This is a genomic window from Candidatus Poriferisocius sp., assembly GCF_965214065.1.
Lineage (GTDB): Bacteria > Actinomycetota > Acidimicrobiia > Acidimicrobiales > Bin134 > Poriferisocius.
Window position 1 is genome coordinate 222,016 of sequence record NZ_CBDCAT010000028.1, and the last position, 17,619, is coordinate 239,634.

The window sequence follows — 17,619 nt, forward strand, 5'->3', positions numbered from 1 at the left end:
CCAGGACCTCCCAATACGCCAGTCTTTCTAAGCGAAGTACGCCAGGTTTGGAGTGCTGAGGGTAGGGACGACGGTGGCGCGGTCGAGGTAGCGGTTGCCGTATTCGCAGGATGTCTCGGGGACGAACATGCAGGCGTGACACGCGGCGTGGTGGAGGGTGTCCTGGGCTTCGTCAGCAAGATGGTCGGCACACATGGGATCGGTGGAGCACAGCCCGCCTCGGTTTAGGGCGTCGCGCAAGGTGGCGGCCAGGCGGTCGGGTTCGGCTAGCGCCACCAGCCCGCCCAATGTGCCCTCGCTGTCGGGCGAGGCGGTGTATAGCAGCACGCCAGCCATGGGGTCGCCCTCGTCGGGTGTGCAGCTGTAGAGCCGTTCGCGGAGCGATGCGGTGGAGTAGCCGCAGTCCAGCGCAACCTGGTGGATCAGCATGTGGGCCAGCGAGTGCAGCAGCAGGAAGCGGGCCCGGGGCTCGGCTAGCTGGGGTTCCAGCCCCCGACGTGCCCGCCAGCCCCGGTGAGCTTCCACAATCTGCTGGTAGCGGCGATCCTTCTCAAGACTGGTTTCCCAGGCTTGAACTTGCGGCTCAGACAATCGGATCAGCAGCCCTTCCCCCCGGGTTTCCGCAGCCGGAAGCCATGTCGGAGACTCGTTCCACAGTGGTGCGATACGTCTCGCAACGCCAGCATCATCTGGCCCGTCGATCCGGGTGAATCCGCACAGGGCGATCACTTCCCGCAGCCGGTCTACCGCCATGGGCGTGTTCAAGGTGCTCTTAAACCCATCGGGCACCGAAAGGTGTCGAACCTTGAAATCGTCTGTCTGCAATGGCTCCAGGGCGGCGAAGGCCCGCCATTCCGGCCCCCGCAAGTCTGCCTCCTCGGTTTCGTCCTCGTTGTCCTCGGTTCCGGGCATACGAAGGCGGCGGCGCTCAATGGTCTCCCAGATATCGTCGGGGTCGTAGTCCAGCAGCCAGCGGCGCTGCTCCTCGCCCCGGCCCGCTCGAAGGCGGTTGATCACGTAGTCGAGCACTACCCGCTCTTCTATGTCGAGTAGATCGTCCCAGCGCTCCTCTACTTTCCGGTCTATCTCGCCGGTTTGACTGGAATCGGTCGGGATGGTGAGTGCGGAGCGCGAAATCGAGAACCATGAGTTGGACGCGCCCAGCAATAGCGCCCGGGGCGGCTCCCGGCAGCCGTCCTCAAACTGGTGGAGGTGGGGGTGGCGACCCCGGCAGCGGGGAAGGTTTCGCCACGCTTGGTCTCCGAAGGCCTCGTGGGCCATCCGCTGGGCGTCGCAGGTCTTGCAGATCACCCGAACATCGGCAGCCCGGTTGGCCTGTCCGGCCTCCCGCAATTCCAACACTGGGGCACCGTTAGGACACGACCTGCCTTGATGGACGTACTCCACCCAGGGGAAGTCGTCGAGATGCCCGTTGGTGCAGGCCACCATGAACCGGGTGGGCACGACATGGGGGCGGCGGCCGTGGCACATGTCGTGGTACCAGTACGAGCGGTCGGGCCGGTAGCGGTTCACTTCCAGCGAGAAGAGTCGAAAGTCCACTGGGGCTAGTCGGCTGCACCCCGTGCATCGCATCCAGCGGGGGAACGGGAAAACAGGTACCCCGACCCATGCCCACTGCTGATAGGGATTCGGCGACTCCTCCATCCACGGCGGGCCCCGCAACTCGCTCACTCGGGCACACCCCGGCAACGATCTGACGCTGTCCAGCAACCGGGCTTCGGCGATGAGGGCGGTGTCGTGAATGTTCCAGCCGTCGATTCCACCAACTACAACGGACATGGAGGGAAGGTCCACCACAGCACCGGGGCCGAAGGTGTGGATCATCTGGGAGGGGCGTAGGCTGCCGATCCGCGTGGGCTCCGGCGCACGTCCTGACGGTGAGCGGGTCTGGCTCATGGGGAAGCGTTGGCGGATTCGTCAAGGGGCTGCGCCGCGGCAACAGACTCATCTACTTCATCATCCTCGGCCACTGGGCTGCGGACTTGAAGGTCAGTGGGCTCGGGTTGGCCAAGGATGATCTCCGGCTGGCTTACCGACTCGTAGGTGGGGTCTTCAGTCTCGATTTGCAGATTGATCTGGGACTCGGTGTCGCGCAATGAATTGGGGCAGGTCCAAATGGTCCAGCCGCCGGACTCTGGCCCCTTCAGGAGCGACACTTCGTCGCGCAGGCGTGCCTGATAGGCAAGGTACGGTCGACGCGTTTTTTCCCGTTCCCACTCATCCAGGCGCTGGCTGGCCATCACCCGCACCAACTCACCAGCGCTTGGGCTGTTGGCCACCGCTTCGGCTCGCTCGGATATGTCGGCGACGTGGGTGGAGATGCGGGGGTCGTCCTGTTCGAGCAAGCGAGCGGTGTCGTTGGGGTTCCATATCGTGTCGTTTTGGCGGATAGACGCCACCAGCACGCCGGTAAGGCCTTTGTCCAAGGCTCGCTCGGAGAACGGGGTCACAGACAGCGGCTCCACATGGCGATAGAAGGTGGCGTGAAAGTGGGAAAAGGTTTCGTAGTGAGATAGGTCTCTCGGTCGGGCCCAGTTGTACAAGGTTATGACTAGTCCAGGTCCATCGTCGCTGCGGCCAACGCGAGAGGTGGCCTGGATGTACTCGGCAGTGGCCTTGGGCTGGCCCACGACCACCATCGAGCCCAGCCGGGGCACATCCACCCCCACCGACACCATGTTTGTGGCGAGCAAAAGGTCGAGTGGGCGCTGAGGATACTCTTCGTCCTCCCGCCTGGGATCAAACGTGTTGAAGAGTCGGCGGAGGATTTGCTTTATGTCCTCCGACGAAACCCGAGAGGTCAGCTCCTCCAAGATAACCCGGGTGCGATCAGCTAGACCGGGGGTGAATCGGGTTCGCCGCAGCTTCGACCGCAACTCGTCTTCGGCCATTCGGCGCATTCCTGCCAGTTCTCGAACGGCGTTGAAGTAGCCGACGGTAGTCATCCACGGATCCACCCGTTCACCCTCATCGCCCAGTTCTTCGTACATGGCCTGGGCTGAGGCCATGAGCGAGGCGAAGACCCGCAACTCCACCTGCTTGAGCCGCTCCCCATGGGCGCTTACGCCCAGATAAAGCCGTCCCGGTGCCTCATCGGTAGGGTCGACCTGCTCGGCGAAGAATGACCGCCGGACATCGAGCACGGGAGGTGGGAATACCCGCAGCTTCCGCCAGAACAGCGCCCAGGCTTGCTGGCCGGCCCTCCGGACGGTCGCGGTAGATGCCACCACCTTGGGCCGGACCTTCCGGCCTTCGTAGTTCCAAGTAGCCAAACGGTCGATGGCAGCCTCATACAGCCCGGCCATCGTGCCTAGCGGTCCGGTCACCAGGTGCAATTCGTCTTGGAGGATCAAGTCCGGGGGTCGCAAGCGAGGTGAAACGTCGACAGTCGACGCCGCGGGCAATTCCCCGCGGGCCACATGCTTGTTGCCCTCTTGCCAGTGATTCCGGTGGCGTTGGTCGAGGTCGGGATTGCGATAGCCGTGTCGCTCGCATCGCTGGTCCACGCGGCCGAACAGGGTGGCCAGGGCCCCGTTCCAGGGAAGCTGCGCGAACTTGTCGATGGTTGCGATCACGAATGCGGGCAGCAGCCGGTACACCTGGGTATCCACAGTCACCACCGGAATGCCCTCGCCCGGTGCTTGCTTGGCGGTGAACGAGCACTCCAGATCACCGCAGAACACCAGAAAGCGCTGGTGTGGCTCGTCGTAGCGGCAATCTTGGCCACCGCTGAGCGCGTAGCCGCACCACGGACACTCGGTGAGCTGGAGCGGGGTGCTGGCGCCGCTAAAGCCCTTGCTCTTGCTGCGCTGAGCCTCTACCCATTCCTTGGCTTCCCCGTCCTGGTTGGGCGTGACCCCGCCGCCTACCCACATGCCCAAGCGGAACGGCACACCCTCGTATCGGCTGTCGGACACTGCTCGGTGTTGACGCAGCAATTCAGCCGCGCATATAAGCGTGGCCGCTCGTTGGAACTGCTGGGCGGTGAGCAGCCGCAGCGTGTAGCGCATGATCACGGCCACGCCGTCGCGTCCGTCTACTGCGTCTTCCCCATCGCCCACAATCCCCTGGAGCCGTCGGATGGCCAGGGTGTAGGCCACCAGTCCCAGGTAGGCCTCGGTCTTGCCGCCCCCGGTGGGAAAGAACAGCAGATCGGCCATCGCGGTGTCGCCGTTGCGTTCGGGATGGTCGGGGTCGGTGAGCGAAGGCAGGCACAACAAAACGAAAGCAAGCTGGAAGGGTCGCCACGACCGGTTTGCCGGAATGTCCTCGCGGGCCAGTGCTTCCTGCAACGACAAGTCGGGGTCGTTGCGCCGCGCGCCGACGGCCACGCTGTGTACTCGCTGACGCGACATCGCCTGATTGGCGAATCGGAATGCGTCCAATGCGTCGGGATTGTCTCGCAGCAGCGTGATCCCGTCCCGGATGGCATCGGCCACCCTTGTGGCCTCAGCGATTGCTGCTGCGGCGGCATCATGGTGGCCATCCAAGTTCTCAGCTTGGCTGGTCTCGGCTTCCAGCCAAGCCCGATAGCCATCGGCCAGCGGAATGAGTCGGTCGGCCAGATCGCCGACATCAAGTTCTGCCAGTGTCTTCATGTCGGTGATGAGTCCGGAGAGCTGAGGTGTGCTGTGAGCGGCGGGGGCTTCTGTGCGGCCTACTTCGTAGCGCGGCAGCGTTGCCGTTCCTACACGGGTGCCTCGATTGGTTCCTGGCTCGCGGTGCCAGCCGACGCCCACCCCGTGGCCAACGGCCAGCTCCACTTCATGGCGATAGGCCATATCAAGCTGGGCGGTCTCCTCCCGTTCAGCCTCCGGTACCGCCGATGCGACGTGCAGGGCCTCCCGCCCGCAGAACACCGCCGAGTCATCGGGAGCGGTGAGGTCGAGGCTGACCTGAAACAGCCAACGCTCATCCTTGTTGTTGCGGACGGGTTCCTGCTCATTGCACAAGAACACTGTCACCAGCAGCAGTTGTCGGTAGGCAACAGGTGCGATCCGGCCCCGCAGCACCACCCCGTCCTCGTTCACGGGGATCGGGTCGATGTTGCCTTCTTGCATGGGGATCGACACCGTGAGGTCTATTGGCCGCCGCTGCCACACTCGGGCGGTTGTGTCGTCGTCGTGGAGTTCTTCTTCTCTTGTGTACTGCCCCCACCGACATCGGGCCAATAGCTCGTTCGCGTCGGCGGACACGACCGCGGTGAGCCCGATGGAGGACTGGGCCAGAACCCGCTGGGCCACTCTGCCGTCGTGGCTGCCTCGGGCCGGATCCTCATCGCCGGTGCCTGGGTCATCAGTGCGCTCGGGATCGCGGGCCACGGTACCCTCGGGGGCTAGCTTGCCCACGAGGTAGCGGTCGTTTACCCGTCCAGGCGGCGCCCAAGTGCCGTCTTCCCTCTGGAAGCCGCGGATGACCTCGTGCGCGCCGTCCTGCGGGCCACGCAGGTCGGCGCTGATCCTGCGCACCAGCTCTTTGCGAGTCGTTGCTGGCCGCTGAGCCCAATCGGGCAGGTCAGGGGCGTTCACCGGGGTACTTTCCCATAGCCATAGAAGTTGGCTGTCAGGCTACAGCCGCGGGGTGACAGCTTATGATCCCGGCTTGTGCTTGGCTGATTCCCCTGGCTCTACGAGGGGGACTGCGCCGGGACTCTGGTGCTGTACTTTTGGCGAGCTTCCTGCCCGGAGACTCCCAGAATTTCACCGATCTGCGACCAGGAGAGCCCTCGTGAGCGGGCATCGGCAACTGCCCGGGCCAGGGCCTGGTTGACCTCTTCGTACTGGTTGATCCATTTTGCAATCACCCCAATCGATTCCAACGGTGCGGGCTTGAGATCGGCTGGATCGACCTCATCTGCCCATTTCTCGAAGGCGGCCAGCTTTTCGGCTAGCCACTCTTCTCGATCTTGATTCATTCGGTTCTCCTTCATGGCAAGAATCTTCGCCTGGCTGGCATGGCATGGATGAAAATCGCATCAGCGGCACTACGAACCACGACGATTTCGAGGGGCTGAACACTCATGGAAGGCCCGATATATATCGTAACCGCAGTGTCGTCAGTGCTGTGGGCGGCCCAGTGGTGCTTCAGTGCGTGCTGCATGTCTTCGTCGGCGACACCGTGCTTGCGGGCGCTCGCCACGATGTCAGCCGCGCCAAGGTAGTAGTCCATTGCTCTTTCGCCAACGAGCGTTGACGGAGGTTCGGAGGGGTCGCAGGCCGACCGATAGCGTTTGCAGCTCCAAGACTCCAGCCCGACTGCGAACTCGATGCGATCCGCCGGGCACCCTGAAACGACAACACCCCGGACGCATGCCACGAGGGCATTGGCGGCTCCGGGGAATTGCGGTCAAGGTATCGCGACGGGCCCTGGGATGCAACCGACTTGGCGCGGGGTTTGCGTCCTGCTGAATCGATGTGAGTTAGCGATATGGCCAGCGGTCAGGTGGATGCTTCGTCGAGGTCTTGGAACAGGCCGCCAAGGGGGGTGGTTTTCTTTTTCTTGGATTTGCTGTGGAGGCCGGCTCTTTTTTCGGCTAGGTAGCGGTCGCGGTTTAGTTCCAGGAGGCGTTCGAGTATTTCGTCGGCGGCTTCGGGGGCGAAGGTGAATCGGAGGCCGGCCCCGCGAACGTCGTGGAATCCGTGGTCGAGTTCGATGTCATGCCAGCCATAGGCATCCCGCACAGCGAAGTCGAGGTTCCGGTGTAGGCGGCGCATCTCTCCGATGGCCGGGTCTCGGTCGTCAGGGTCGTGAACCCGGTTGTAGAGGCTGGTGAGCCCGAGCTGCTCTGTGATCATGAGCGGACGACGGTGGTTGTCGAGAGCCTCGGCGGTGTCGGCTACGGCATCTGAGTTATCTGGCTGCGGGAAAGTCTCGAATACGTCTGTGGGGGTGTACCGAGTGTCGGTCCTGAGTGATGATGCGTATCGAGTGGCCCAACGAAAATGGAATCCACTGGAGAGTAGACCAAGATGGAACCAATCGTCGTAGGCAAAGACAACGGTGGCATCAGAAAACACTTGACTGGCTGGCACATACGCTGGCATCACCGTCTTGCTGACGCGTCCAATTGCTAAAACCCTATCCAACCCCCCTATAGCATGATACAGGTCTCTTCTTATCCGTAAATATCGCCACCAGAAGTTGCGACTTGTTTCGTAGTCTCTTCCATGTTTACTTATACGCTCCGGCTTCACATATTTCTCCACTATTTCAAAGCAATGCGGGTATTCCCGAGCTTTTTCAATCGGCCAGTCAAAAAAATTGATGATAGAGCGGGAAGCAGCCTGAGAAGACGATTGGTTTAGGTCTTCACCGTTGAGGTATGGAAACAGTACTTCTCGATTGGCCTCATCCTTCTTCAATAGAGACGCAACCTCATTGAGATCTACGGTAAATCCAGTGCCGAGCACGATTGACCCTTGAAATGACTGATCTTTATTTGCGGCCAGTGGCTGCTTACGCCAGCTCGACCGGCTTGCCGGGTAGAGCATTTCGTCAACACCCCCGACCCAGCGGCCGTCCAGATGCTTCTGCCCATGCCAGTTCGCCAACGACATCCAGAGTTTGGCGATCTCAAGCGAGGCCCGACCTGGCCATGGTGTTGACGACACCGCCCGGTGAATGGTCCAGCCTCGGTCTATCAATTGGGCGAGACCCACTTCGCTGGTATCGCCTTGGGCGATGGTGTTGGTAGCCAGGTAGCCCAGTGATCGAGCCACCTTGTCGGCATGGAGAAAGAAGTAGGCGACCAAGTCGGCAGAGCCCGTGGCACCTTCTGCGGTCCATCGAACGAGATGCTCTCGATAGTCCCCGCCGGCAGCTCCTGATAGGCGTTGGCCGCCGATGAACGGTGGGTTGCCGATCATGGCGTCGAATCGGCCTTCGTCAGCAAACACCTCGGGGAAAGCGATGGGCCAGTGAAGAGGCCGTCGATTCGGAGCATCCTCAGGGCGTCCAGCGTCAAGCCGCTTCGTTGCCCTTCGCTGGGCGGCTTTGAGCGCGGTGTGCTCGTCTGGGGTGTCGAGGGCAATCAGCAGGTCTTGGAGTACTGAAAGGTCGGCTTCGATGATCTGATTCAGCGCACCAGCGGGGTTTCGGTCTTGCGAAGAGGCCAAAGCCGCTCCGACAACCAGGTCGGCGGCGGCTCCCAAGCCGTGGAGCAACCGCTCGCTGCGGGCATTTTGGTCGGCTTTGCGGTCCAGGTCTCCGATTGAATCGGTGGATTTGCTCTGAAGTTCCATCCGCAACAGGGCGGCTTCGTCCAATCGGTCTTGCAGCATTTCCAGTGCATCGCGTTCACCAACCATCCAACTGAAGGCGCGATCCCTCTGGCGCCCGGCAGCGGGGTCCATGTGGAGGCAGCGGAGTTGGTCCCACTCCCAGATTCCCAAGAGGCTGTCGCCGGATTTGATGGCGTGGTCCAAGAAGGTGAACGGGCGGTCTTTCGCCATTGTGGTGAGCCACATGGAGAGCTTGGCCATCTCTGCGGCCATCGGGTTGCGGTCCACGCCGTAGCAGCACCGCTCAGCCGCCAGCCGACGGGCATCCACCACGACGGCTTGGCGGTTGGGGTCGTCGGCGGTGGTTTGACTAGCTGCCCGGGGGTTGCCCTCGATCGCCCATGCCTCCACCACCCGCTCGGCCAGGTACCGGCAGGCGGCCACCAAGATGGCTCCAGAACCCACCGCGGGGTCGCATACCTTGAGCTTCAGAATCTCTTGGGAGGAGCGCAGCCGCCACTGGTTGGCGTCGGCGGAGTCTTGGGGGCCGGGCGAGTAGCACAGCGGTTGAAGGGCGTACTGGGCCACTTCTTCGGCCAGTTCTCTGGTGGTGTAGGCCGTGCCCGAGGCCCGATTGCTTCTCGTCTCGGTCACATATACCGCGTCGGGCAGGAAAACCACAGGGCGATTCCGCAGGTCGAGCCGCAACAGGTTGGCAAACGGTTTTACTCGCTCCACCAGGCTGGCGTCACCACCGCAGGACGCCCGCAACTCGGCCAGCCGTGAGGCGGGCGGGTCGTCGTCCAGCCTCTTCTTGACCTGAGCGCGGGTTCCCACGTAGTGACCGTTGCTTCCTTTCTTGTCGGTGAGGAACGCCAGCAGCGCGTCCTCGCCATTCATTTGGGCTTCTTCCAAGTCGCGCAGGGGTATCTCAGGTTCGTCGCCCCGCTTGCCCACGCAGCCCAGCACCGGGCCATCGGCCACCAGAACGCTGTGATCCAGCAGCTTCTCGTAGACGTGGCCTACCTGCTCTACCTCCACTTGGCGGTAGGACAGACGGCGGGTGTCGGTGACGCCGGAGGCAGAGCGGAACCGCAGCACCAGCAGGGCGTTGAGAATTGCCAGCACATCGGAGTCGGTGACCTCGATGGGAGTGCCGGTGCTCTCGTTCCATCTCTGGCCAGAAGTTCGGCCCTCTAGGAATCCGAACCGGTCGGGGTCAAACAATGAGCTGCCGTAGGCGGGAACCGACAGACTGTGGTGCCGGACTCCGGCGTACACCGCTCGGGTGGTGGACAACAGGCGGTGCCAGGCCGAGTTCCGGGCCTCCATAGCCTCTGGGTTCTCGCTCCGCTCCTGTTCCAGACTCTCGTGCAGGGTGTGGACGGCGTAGAGCTGGCGGTACTGCTCGTCATCGGTGGGCAAGAGGTCGTTTTCCTCGGCCACCAGCAAGATCACCAACCGCATGATCACAGTGACCGCAGCCTCGTACACCTGCTCGGGCTCCACACCGGCCAGCAGGGCGCCGTCTCGGCTGCGGTCTGCTCGGGAGATGGCGCTCACCAAAAGTTCGACCGCCCGGCGAACTTGGAACCCAAGCTGGTCGGTTACCTCCGCTTGTGAGCCAACCGACTCGGCCAACAGGGCAGCCGGGCTGTCGGCTTCAGCCGCCGCAGTGAAACGGCGAGCCTCCAGCATGGTGGAGAAGGAGTCCAGCAGCACCGGCTCGGTGGCGAACGCCGATGCCCGCCACGTTCCCCAGCCGGTGGCATGGTCGGCGCTGGCGTGGACCAGAGTGAGATGGTCGCCGTCGGTAACCAGGGCCAATGGGACCTTGAAGTGGCGGCAGCACTTGGCCGCCCGCTGAATGTGGTTGGCAGACCAGCCGTCTATGGGCCGACTGGCGGGGTCGGTGCCCGCGGCCAGCACGAATACCAGCATCTGCGGAGCAGGCTTGGTTTGATCTGGCTCGACGTCGCCGAATACGCCGACAGGCATCGGAGTCGGGGGGATAAAGGCCCCGGTGGGTGTAACCGTCACGCCTTGCTCGGCGACCCCGGCGGCCAAGTCGGGTGGAAGGTTGTCGCCGGCGCGGTAGTCAGCAAGCCAGCCCAGACCGTTGCGCAGTAGCCAGTCGACGTATTCCGTGCGGTCGGAGGCGTTGTACGTCTGGTCCCATCGGACTTTGTGCTCGGCCCTGGTGATGCTGGCCACCGGGTGGAGCCCCTCGGGGAAGGCCCGCTTCATCACCGGGAGGGTGAACCAGGGTGGTTCGGGGTCGCACAGGTTAAGCCAGTCTTCGTGGGTGATGGCGACGCGCTTGGAAACAGCCATCACATCACTCCGAGCGGGACGACGATCTCGACCGCCACCGGAAACCAGTGGATGTCGCGCACCTTGTAGCGCGCCTCTAGGTTCTTGACCTCGGTGGCCATGTCGCCGTCGATCTGGTGTATCCGGCGGCGCAGAGCGGCGATGTCGGCCTCGAACTGCTCTCGCTCCTCGGCGTCGAATAGGCGGAGCTGCTCGGCGTCGGAGCTGGACTCCAGCTCGTCCAGCCGCTTCTGGATTGAGGTCTTTAGATCGGTCAGCGTGCCTTGGAGCCGAGCGGCCTCCCGGTCGCGCTTGGCGTCTAGGCGCCGTTCTCTTTGGTCGCGGACCTCTTCGGCGCGGGCGGCGAGGGCCTGCTCCAGTGCTGGTCTCACCCGTTGCCACTGATCGACGTACTTGTCAGATACACCCGGTGGAGGGGTGTCGCCGCGGCGCGCGGCCAGCACCGCTTGGGTCTCGCCTACGTTGAGCCGGCCTTGGCGGCCGCTTACCCGCACAGCGGCCGGTTCGATGACCTCGTCCAAAATCGAACCGTCAGCGCCGTTGACCACGATACGGGTGTGGGCCACGGCCACTGCCTCGTCCACGTCGGCGTAGCGGATGGCGGCTCGGTTGATGGAGCGGTCCACGGCTACTCCCCATACCTGAGATCGCAATGTTCGCAGGCAGCGGGCTACCAGTGGATGCCCCAAGTGGAGGTAGGCGATGTCTCTTCGCCCGGAGGCGATTTCGGCGTCGAAGGTGACGAGGAGGCGCTGGTCGGCTACCTCGTCGTAGAGACCGACCAACGTCTCGGGCCATGTGCCGGAAAGGTCGGGAATCTCGAACACAGTCGTGGGGCCGCCAGGCGTATCCAGGACCTGTGGAATGGGCTCGGGCTGGTTGGAAATCGCCAGTCCGATCCGCACGGCCCGTTCCACGCTCTCCGGCGACAGTTCCAACTCGGCCACGCTGTCGCTATAGCGCTGGCGGACTTGGCCGAGCTGCTCAGTGAAGTCTCGCTTGAGCTTGGCCAGATCAACCAAGGCATTGTCTCGGCGGGCAGCCAAGACGGCATCCAAGTCGAGGCTGTTATCACCCGAGCGCAGCATCCGGGCCTCAATCCGCTCGGCCAGCACCGATGAGACCGTTCCCAAGTCGTCGCGTATCTCGTCCACTTTCTGGGCCACCCGGAGCAAGAAGGCGTGGTCGTAGCCGATGGAGTCGTCTTCATCGGCGGGCGAAGTGAAGTGGAGGATGTCCACATGGGGGGATTTCTGGCCGTGGCGGTCCACCCTTCCGTTGCGCTGCTCCATCCGGTTGGGGTTGAAAGGGACTTCGACGTGGACCAGCCGATGGCACGCCCCGTGTAGGTCGATCCCCTCGGAGGCGGCGTCGGTGGCCAGCAGCACCCGCACTTTCGTGACGTTGGGGTCGTAGTTGAACTCCCGGATGATCCGATCCCGCTCCTCTGGGTCGGTTCCGCCGTGGAATACCTCCACCCGGTCGCGCATGGATGGTCGGCCGGGATGGGGGCTTGTCAACATCTCATGCAGATAGTTGAGTGTGGCCCTGTACTCGGTGAATACGATGACCCGCTCGTTGTTCCAGCCGCCGTCGGGGAAGCAGGTTGCCGCGATCCAGTCGATCAGCGTCTGAGTTTTGGAGTCGGGACGCCGCCAGTTGCGGTCGGCGTGCTGTTTCAATTCGTCGAGTATCTGCCTAGGGGAGTCGTAGGGCAGCGTCCGGGCTCGCAGGCGGGCCAGCAGTTCTTGGTCGCGAATCCCCTTCTCCGGTAGCGCTGTGGCGGCCACTGCCAAGGCCTCTTGCTCCATCTCATCGAGGGTGTCGTCGTCATCGACCTCGGCAACCAGTACAGAAGCGGCCTGCTCCACAGACTCGACCGAGGCGGCTTGCTGGGAGGCCCAGTCGAGGGTTTCGAGGTGGCGGTCGATCGTGTGCTTGAAGGCTGCGGGAGATGACAGCAGGCGCTTTTTCAGCAGGAGCGTGATGAACCGGGCCGCAGCCTGCTCAACTGGGGTGGATGCGTTGGAGCGGCGGGCGGCGGTGTACTCGTCCAAAAGATGGAACATCTCCCGCTCGGCGTCGCCGAAGGCGACTTCGATGGCCTGGATTCGCCGGATGGGAAAGGTGGCCTCATTGTCGGGCAGCAGCTGACGCAAATGCGACTTCAGCCGACGAACCATCACCGCGTCTCGGTCCCGGTCTGATACGGGCACCCCGGTGGCGAAGCGGTTGGGGTCGAGGGTCTCCATGAGCGACTCGAACGAGTTGCGGTAGCCGTTGTGAGGAGTGGCGGTGAGAAACAACCGGTGCTCGAAGTGCGGGGCCAGTTTTCGCACAGCCGCGGTGCGAAGAGAGGGCTGGGCGTAGTTGCCCCCCGCTGCGGGGGCTATCAGGTGGGCTTCGTCGACGATCAGCAGGTCGAAGGCTCGGGGGTAGGTGTTGGGGTCGGGCGGCAAGAACTCGTCGAATCGCCGGAGCTGCGGTTCCAGCTTCAGCCATTCCAGCGACACGATGAGACGGGGATGCGACCGGAACGGATTGGCGCCCACACCTCGCTCCCGGCGCAGCTTGCTGAGGTGCTCCCGGTTGACCACTTCGAAGGCGAGGCCGAACTTGTCTCGCATTTCCCGTTGCCACTTCCCGCAGAGACTGGGCGGGCACACGACCATGATCTTGCGGGCTTGGCCCCGAAGCACCAGCTCTTCGGCGATCAGGCCGGCTTCTATGGTCTTGCCCAGGCCCACGTCGTCGGCGATGAGCAGGCTTACCCGAGGCATCGACAGCGCCTTGACCAATGGCAGGAGTTGGTAGTCCTTGATGTCTATTCCAGCACGGAACGGTGACTGGAACGCGGTCGGATCGGCGGCGGCCACCGCGCCCCAGCGGGCGGCGTCCAAGAACGCGCTGAAGGTCTCGCTGTCGTCAAGGCCATCGGCGGGGTCGGGGAGGGAGGCTTGGGGTCGGATCTCGGTGCCGGGTTCGAGTTCCCAGAACACGGTCAGCGGGTCGGGGCCGCCCCTGTCGTCCACCGGCACCAGCCGAACCGCGTGATGGGTTGCTGAGCCGGAGCCGTTGGTGCTGCCAGGGAGCGGGCGGGATGGAACGACCGACTCAACGATCCAGAACCGGTCACGCACCCGAACCAGGTTCCCCTGCTCGGGGATGCCCACCCGTCGTTTTTGCTCGACGACCGCCATAGTGCGCCGCAGGCTAGTTGTTCCCCTATCCGGGCATTACTGCTGACATGGTTGAAAGGATGGTTGTGGCCTACGGCGTGACCTGAGAGGGGGTGGGTGTACTAGATTTCTCGCGGACCCGGAAAACGACTAGGGAGATGCCGTGGAAGTTTCGGTCACCATCAACGGGGCCAGCCATACGCACGATGTTGAGCCGCGCACGCTGCTGGTTCACTACATCCGCGACGTGGTTGGCCTCACCGGCACCAACATCGGGTGCGACACCTCCTCGTGCGGGGCGTGCACCATCCATGTTAACGGCGAGTCGGTGAAGTCTTGCACCATGCTGGCCGTGCAGGCCGACGGACAGGACCTCTTGACCATCGAGGGGCTGGCCGACGGCGATGTGCTGCATCCCATGCAGGAGTCGTTCCGCCAGTGCCACGCCCTCCAGTGCGGCTACTGCACGCCGGGCATGGTCATGGCCGCCGTCTCTCTGCTGGATGAGAACCCCGATCCCACCGAGCGGGAGGTTCGCATCGGGCTCGAGGGCAACCTGTGCCGCTGCACCGGGTACCACAACATCGTCAAAGCTGTATTGCACTGCGCGGAGGCCTCGTCATGATTCCTGCGGCATTCGACTACATCCGGGCCGGATCGGCCGAGGAGGCGTTGGCGGCGCTGGCCGAGCACGGCGACGAGGCCAAGCTATTGGCCGGGGGCCACTCGCTTCTGCCCCTGATGAAGCTGCGGTTGTCTACCCCCGGAGTGCTGGTGGACATCGGCCGCCTCAACGACCTCAGCTACATCAACGACGCTGGCGACCACCTGGCTATCGGCGCCCTCACTCGCCACCGCGACGTGGAGACCAGCGAACTAGTGCAGTCTCAGGCCGGGCTCTTGGCCGAGGCCACCAGCCATGTCGGCGATCCCCAGGTGCGCCACCGGGGGACCATCGGCGGCTCCATCGCCCACGGCGACCCGGCATCCGACCTCCCATCGGTGATGCTGGCCATGCGGGCCACCCTGGTGGTTCGGGGACCGGGCGGCCAGCGGGAGATCGCGGTGGACGACTTCTTCACCGGCTTCTTGGAGACCGCTCTGGGTGACGACGAGCTGCTCACCGAGATCCGGGTTCCCAAGATGCCCGACGCCACTTGGGGCTTTCAAAAGTTCAACCGCCGAGCCCAAGACTGGGCCATTGTGGGCGTGTCGGCCATCGTGGCCAACGGCAGCGCCGGCGTGGGCCTGGTGAACATGGCCAGCACCCCCGTGCGGGCCGCCGGAGTGGAGGCTGCGCTGACCGGGGGCGCTTCTGCCGCCGACGCAGCCGAGTCGGCTGCCGAGGGCACCAACCCGCCATCTGACCTGAACGCCGGACCCGAGTACCGCGAGCACCTCGCCCGGGTGCTCACCCGCCGGGCGCTCGAAGCCGCTGGACGCTAAACCCTCCAGCTTGGGCTCTAAGCCTTCATCGGCCGCCGAGGTTGACCATGGCGTCTGAGCCCACAACTGCGGCCGAGGTGGCCGACGGGTTGGCCGGCTTTGACTACCTGGCCGACGAGGGGTTGGCCACAGCGGTCTTCTTGGCCATGACCCTTCACCGTCCCCTGCTGTTGGAGGGCGAGCCCGGCGTGGGCAAGACCGAGACGGCCAATGCCCTGGCTGCCTGGACCGGCGGCGAGCTGATCCGCCTCCAGTGCTACGAGGGCATCGACGTGGCCCAGGCGGTGTACGAGTGGGACTACTCCCGCCAGCTCCTGCACCTGCGCACCGCAGAGGCCACCGGCGGCGCCACCAGGGAGACCGCCGATGCCCTGGAAGACGAGCTGTACTCGGAGCGCTTTTTGATCCGCCGCCCCCTGCTGCGGGCCATCGCGCCGGTCGAGGGGCCGCCCCCGGTGCTGCTGATCGACGAGGTGGACCGGGCCGACGACGAGTTCGAGGCGTTCTTGTTGGAGATTCTGTCGGACTATGCGGTGACCGTGCCCGAGATCGGCCGGTTCGCAGCCGTCACCCCGCCCCGGGTAATCATCACCTCCAACCGCACCCGCGACGTCCACGACGCCCTCAAACGTCGGTGCCTGTACCACTGGGTGGAGCACCCTGGCTTCGAGCGGGAGGTGGCCATCATCGGCCGCCGGGCGCCCGGGGTGAGCGAGCCGCTGGCCCGACAAGTGGCCGCTGCGGTGGGTGCATTCCGACAGCTTGGCCTGTACAAGCCACCCGGGGTGGCCGAGAGCATCGACTGGAGCCTGGCTTTGGGACGCCTAGGGGCGACCGAACTGACCCCGGAGATCACCCAGGCAAGCTTGGGGTCGGTGCTCAAGTACCGGGAAGACCAGCAGCGGGTGGTCGACCAGGGTATCGGCGGCCTGATTGAGCAGGCCATCGCGCGTGCAGGCTGACGAGCTGGCGGTCGGCTTTGTAAATTCGCTGAGAGGCGCGGGCATCGACGTGGCTGTGGGGTCGTCGGTCAACTACTACCAGGCGCTCGGCGCGGTGGGCCTTGAGCAGCGCAGCTCGGTTTACTGGGCGGGCCGGGCCACCCTGGTCGCAGAGCCCGACGACATCGAGATCTACGACAAGATATTCGACGCCTACTACGGCGGACAGCTGCTGGTGGCCAACCCGGTGATAGAGGTCGTCCAGCCCATCACCCTGGTGGTGGACGACGACGGCGACGATGAGGCCGAAGACGACGGGGGCGACGAAGACCCCGGCGATCCATCCCTGACCCTGCGGTGGAGCCACCACGAGGTGCTGCGCGACAAGGACTTTGCCGACTACAGCGACGACGAGCTGGACGAGGCCCACCGGCTTATGGCCGCCATGACCTGCATGGGGGGCACCCGCCGATCCCGCCGCCGACGCCGCACCCACCGCACCGCCGGCCACCCCGAACTGCGGCGTACGGTGCGAGCCGCCATCCGCAGTGGCGGAGAGCCCGTTCGCCGCTGGTATACCGAGCCGGGGGAGCGGCTGCGCCGGGTGGTGCTGCTGTTGGACATCTCCGGTTCGATGGAGTCGTACGCCCGAGCCCTCATCCGCTTCGTCCACGCCGCAGTAGTAGGCCGCCGCCGGGTAGAGGTGTTCACCATCGGCACCCGTCTGACCCGCATCACCAGGGAACTGTCGTCACATGACCCCGACCGGGCGATAGGCGAGGCCGCCGATGCGGTGAGCGACTGGTCGGGCGGCACCCGACTGGGCGACACCCTGGCCGAGTTCAACGAATTGTGGGGAATCCGGGGCATGGCCCGAGGGGCCACCGTGGTTATCTTGAGCGACGGCTGGGATCGGGGCAGCCCTGAAGTGATGGCCGAGCAGATGGCTCGATTGCACCGGGTGACCCATAGACTCGTGTGGGTGAATCCGCTTAAGGCCACCCCCGGCTACCAGCCGCTGGCCCAGGGCATGGCCGCCGCCCTGCCCTTCGTCGACGACTTCATCGAGGGCCATTCGCTGAGCTCCCTAGATCTGTTGGCCGAGGTGCTGGCTGACGACCGGGCCCCAGCCGCTTCGTTCCGCTCGACCGCAAGAACATCGGTATGAAAGAGATCTTGCCTGACCTGGATGCCTGGCGGGCCGAAGGCCGGCGGGTGGCGCTGGCCCGGGTGGTCAACGTGGAGGGTTCCGGCCCTCGCGACCCCGGCGCGGCCATGGCGGTCAGCGACAACGGCGACGTGATCGGATCGGTATCGGGGGGCTGTGTGGAGGGCGCGGTGGTGGTCGAGGCCCTAGACATCCTCGAAACCGGCGAGCGGAGGGTGGTCAGCTTCGGCTATAGCGACGACGAGGCCTTCGCGGTGGGGCTCACTTGCGGAGGCACCATCCATCTGTTCATCGAGCCCCTGGACTGGTAG

At 64.3% G+C, this 17,619-nt stretch carries 11 protein-coding genes; 6 read left to right on the forward strand and 5 right to left on the reverse strand.

The window, feature by feature from the left end:
- Positions 1 to 27: 27 nt before the first annotated feature.
- From drmB to ACOOGG_RS12450, 3 genes are all read right to left on the reverse strand, one after another.
- Positions 28 to 1,917 carry a DrmB family protein gene (gene drmB / locus ACOOGG_RS12440; RefSeq protein WP_420435481.1) on the reverse strand — a complete coding sequence of 630 codons (1,890 nt, stop codon included), beginning with the start codon at positions 1,915 to 1,917 and terminating at the stop codon, positions 28 to 30.
- A complete protein-coding gene (gene drmA, locus ACOOGG_RS12445) occupies positions 1,914 to 5,549 on the reverse strand; it encodes a DISARM system helicase DrmA (RefSeq protein ID WP_420435483.1) in 3,636 nt (1,211 codons plus the stop codon). Before drmA ends, drmB begins: the two co-directional genes overlap by 4 nt.
- 98 nt (positions 5,550 to 5,647) lie before the next feature.
- Entirely contained in the window at positions 5,648 to 5,935 is a 288-nt protein-coding gene (locus ACOOGG_RS12450; protein ID WP_420435485.1) for a hypothetical protein, read from the reverse strand.
- A 44-nt stretch (positions 5,936 to 5,979) separates the two neighbouring features.
- On the opposite strand from ACOOGG_RS12450, the gene ACOOGG_RS12455 reads away from it, so the two are divergent.
- Positions 5,980 to 6,213 (forward strand): hypothetical protein, encoded by a 234-nt coding sequence (locus ACOOGG_RS12455; protein ID WP_420435487.1) that lies wholly within the window; start codon positions 5,980 to 5,982, stop codon positions 6,211 to 6,213.
- 245 nt (positions 6,214 to 6,458) lie between these two features.
- On the opposite strand, the gene ACOOGG_RS12460 is transcribed toward ACOOGG_RS12455, so the two are convergent.
- Together ACOOGG_RS12460 and drmD are read right to left on the reverse strand one after the other, a co-directional pair.
- On the reverse strand, positions 6,459 to 10,574 hold the full coding sequence (locus ACOOGG_RS12460; RefSeq protein ID WP_420435489.1) for an Eco57I restriction-modification methylase domain-containing protein: 4,116 nt from the start codon (positions 10,572 to 10,574) through the stop codon (positions 6,459 to 6,461).
- The gene (gene drmD / locus ACOOGG_RS12465; protein ID WP_420435491.1) at positions 10,574 to 13,774 is read right to left on the reverse strand and encodes a DISARM system SNF2-like helicase DrmD; all 3,201 of its coding nucleotides are present in this window, start codon (positions 13,772 to 13,774) and stop codon (positions 10,574 to 10,576) included. Before drmD ends, ACOOGG_RS12460 begins: the two co-directional genes overlap by 1 nt.
- Before the next feature lie 142 nt (positions 13,775 to 13,916).
- Between drmD and ACOOGG_RS12470 the strand changes: the two genes are divergently transcribed.
- The 5 genes from ACOOGG_RS12470 to ACOOGG_RS12490 are packed head-to-tail and all read left to right on the forward strand — an operon-like array spanning position 13,917 to position 17,619.
- Positions 13,917 to 14,378 carry a (2Fe-2S)-binding protein gene (locus ACOOGG_RS12470; RefSeq protein WP_420435493.1) on the forward strand — a complete coding sequence of 154 codons (462 nt, stop codon included), beginning with the start codon at positions 13,917 to 13,919 and terminating at the stop codon, positions 14,376 to 14,378.
- Positions 14,375 to 15,199, forward strand: a complete 825-nt coding sequence (locus tag ACOOGG_RS12475; RefSeq protein ID WP_420435495.1) for an FAD binding domain-containing protein — start codon at positions 14,375 to 14,377, stop codon at positions 15,197 to 15,199. The genes ACOOGG_RS12470 and ACOOGG_RS12475 overlap by 4 nt, the downstream gene beginning before the upstream one ends.
- A 47-nt stretch (positions 15,200 to 15,246) precedes the next feature.
- Positions 15,247 to 16,161 (forward strand): AAA family ATPase, encoded by a 915-nt coding sequence (locus ACOOGG_RS12480; RefSeq protein ID WP_420435497.1) that lies wholly within the window; start codon positions 15,247 to 15,249, stop codon positions 16,159 to 16,161.
- The gene (locus tag ACOOGG_RS12485) at positions 16,133 to 17,308 is read left to right on the forward strand and encodes a vWA domain-containing protein (protein WP_420435499.1); all 1,176 of its coding nucleotides are present in this window, start codon (positions 16,133 to 16,135) and stop codon (positions 17,306 to 17,308) included. The genes ACOOGG_RS12480 and ACOOGG_RS12485 overlap by 29 nt, the downstream gene beginning before the upstream one ends.
- Positions 17,305 to 17,619 (forward strand): XdhC family protein, encoded by a 315-nt coding sequence (locus tag ACOOGG_RS12490; RefSeq protein WP_420435501.1) that lies wholly within the window; start codon positions 17,305 to 17,307, stop codon positions 17,617 to 17,619. Before ACOOGG_RS12485 ends, ACOOGG_RS12490 begins: the two co-directional genes overlap by 4 nt.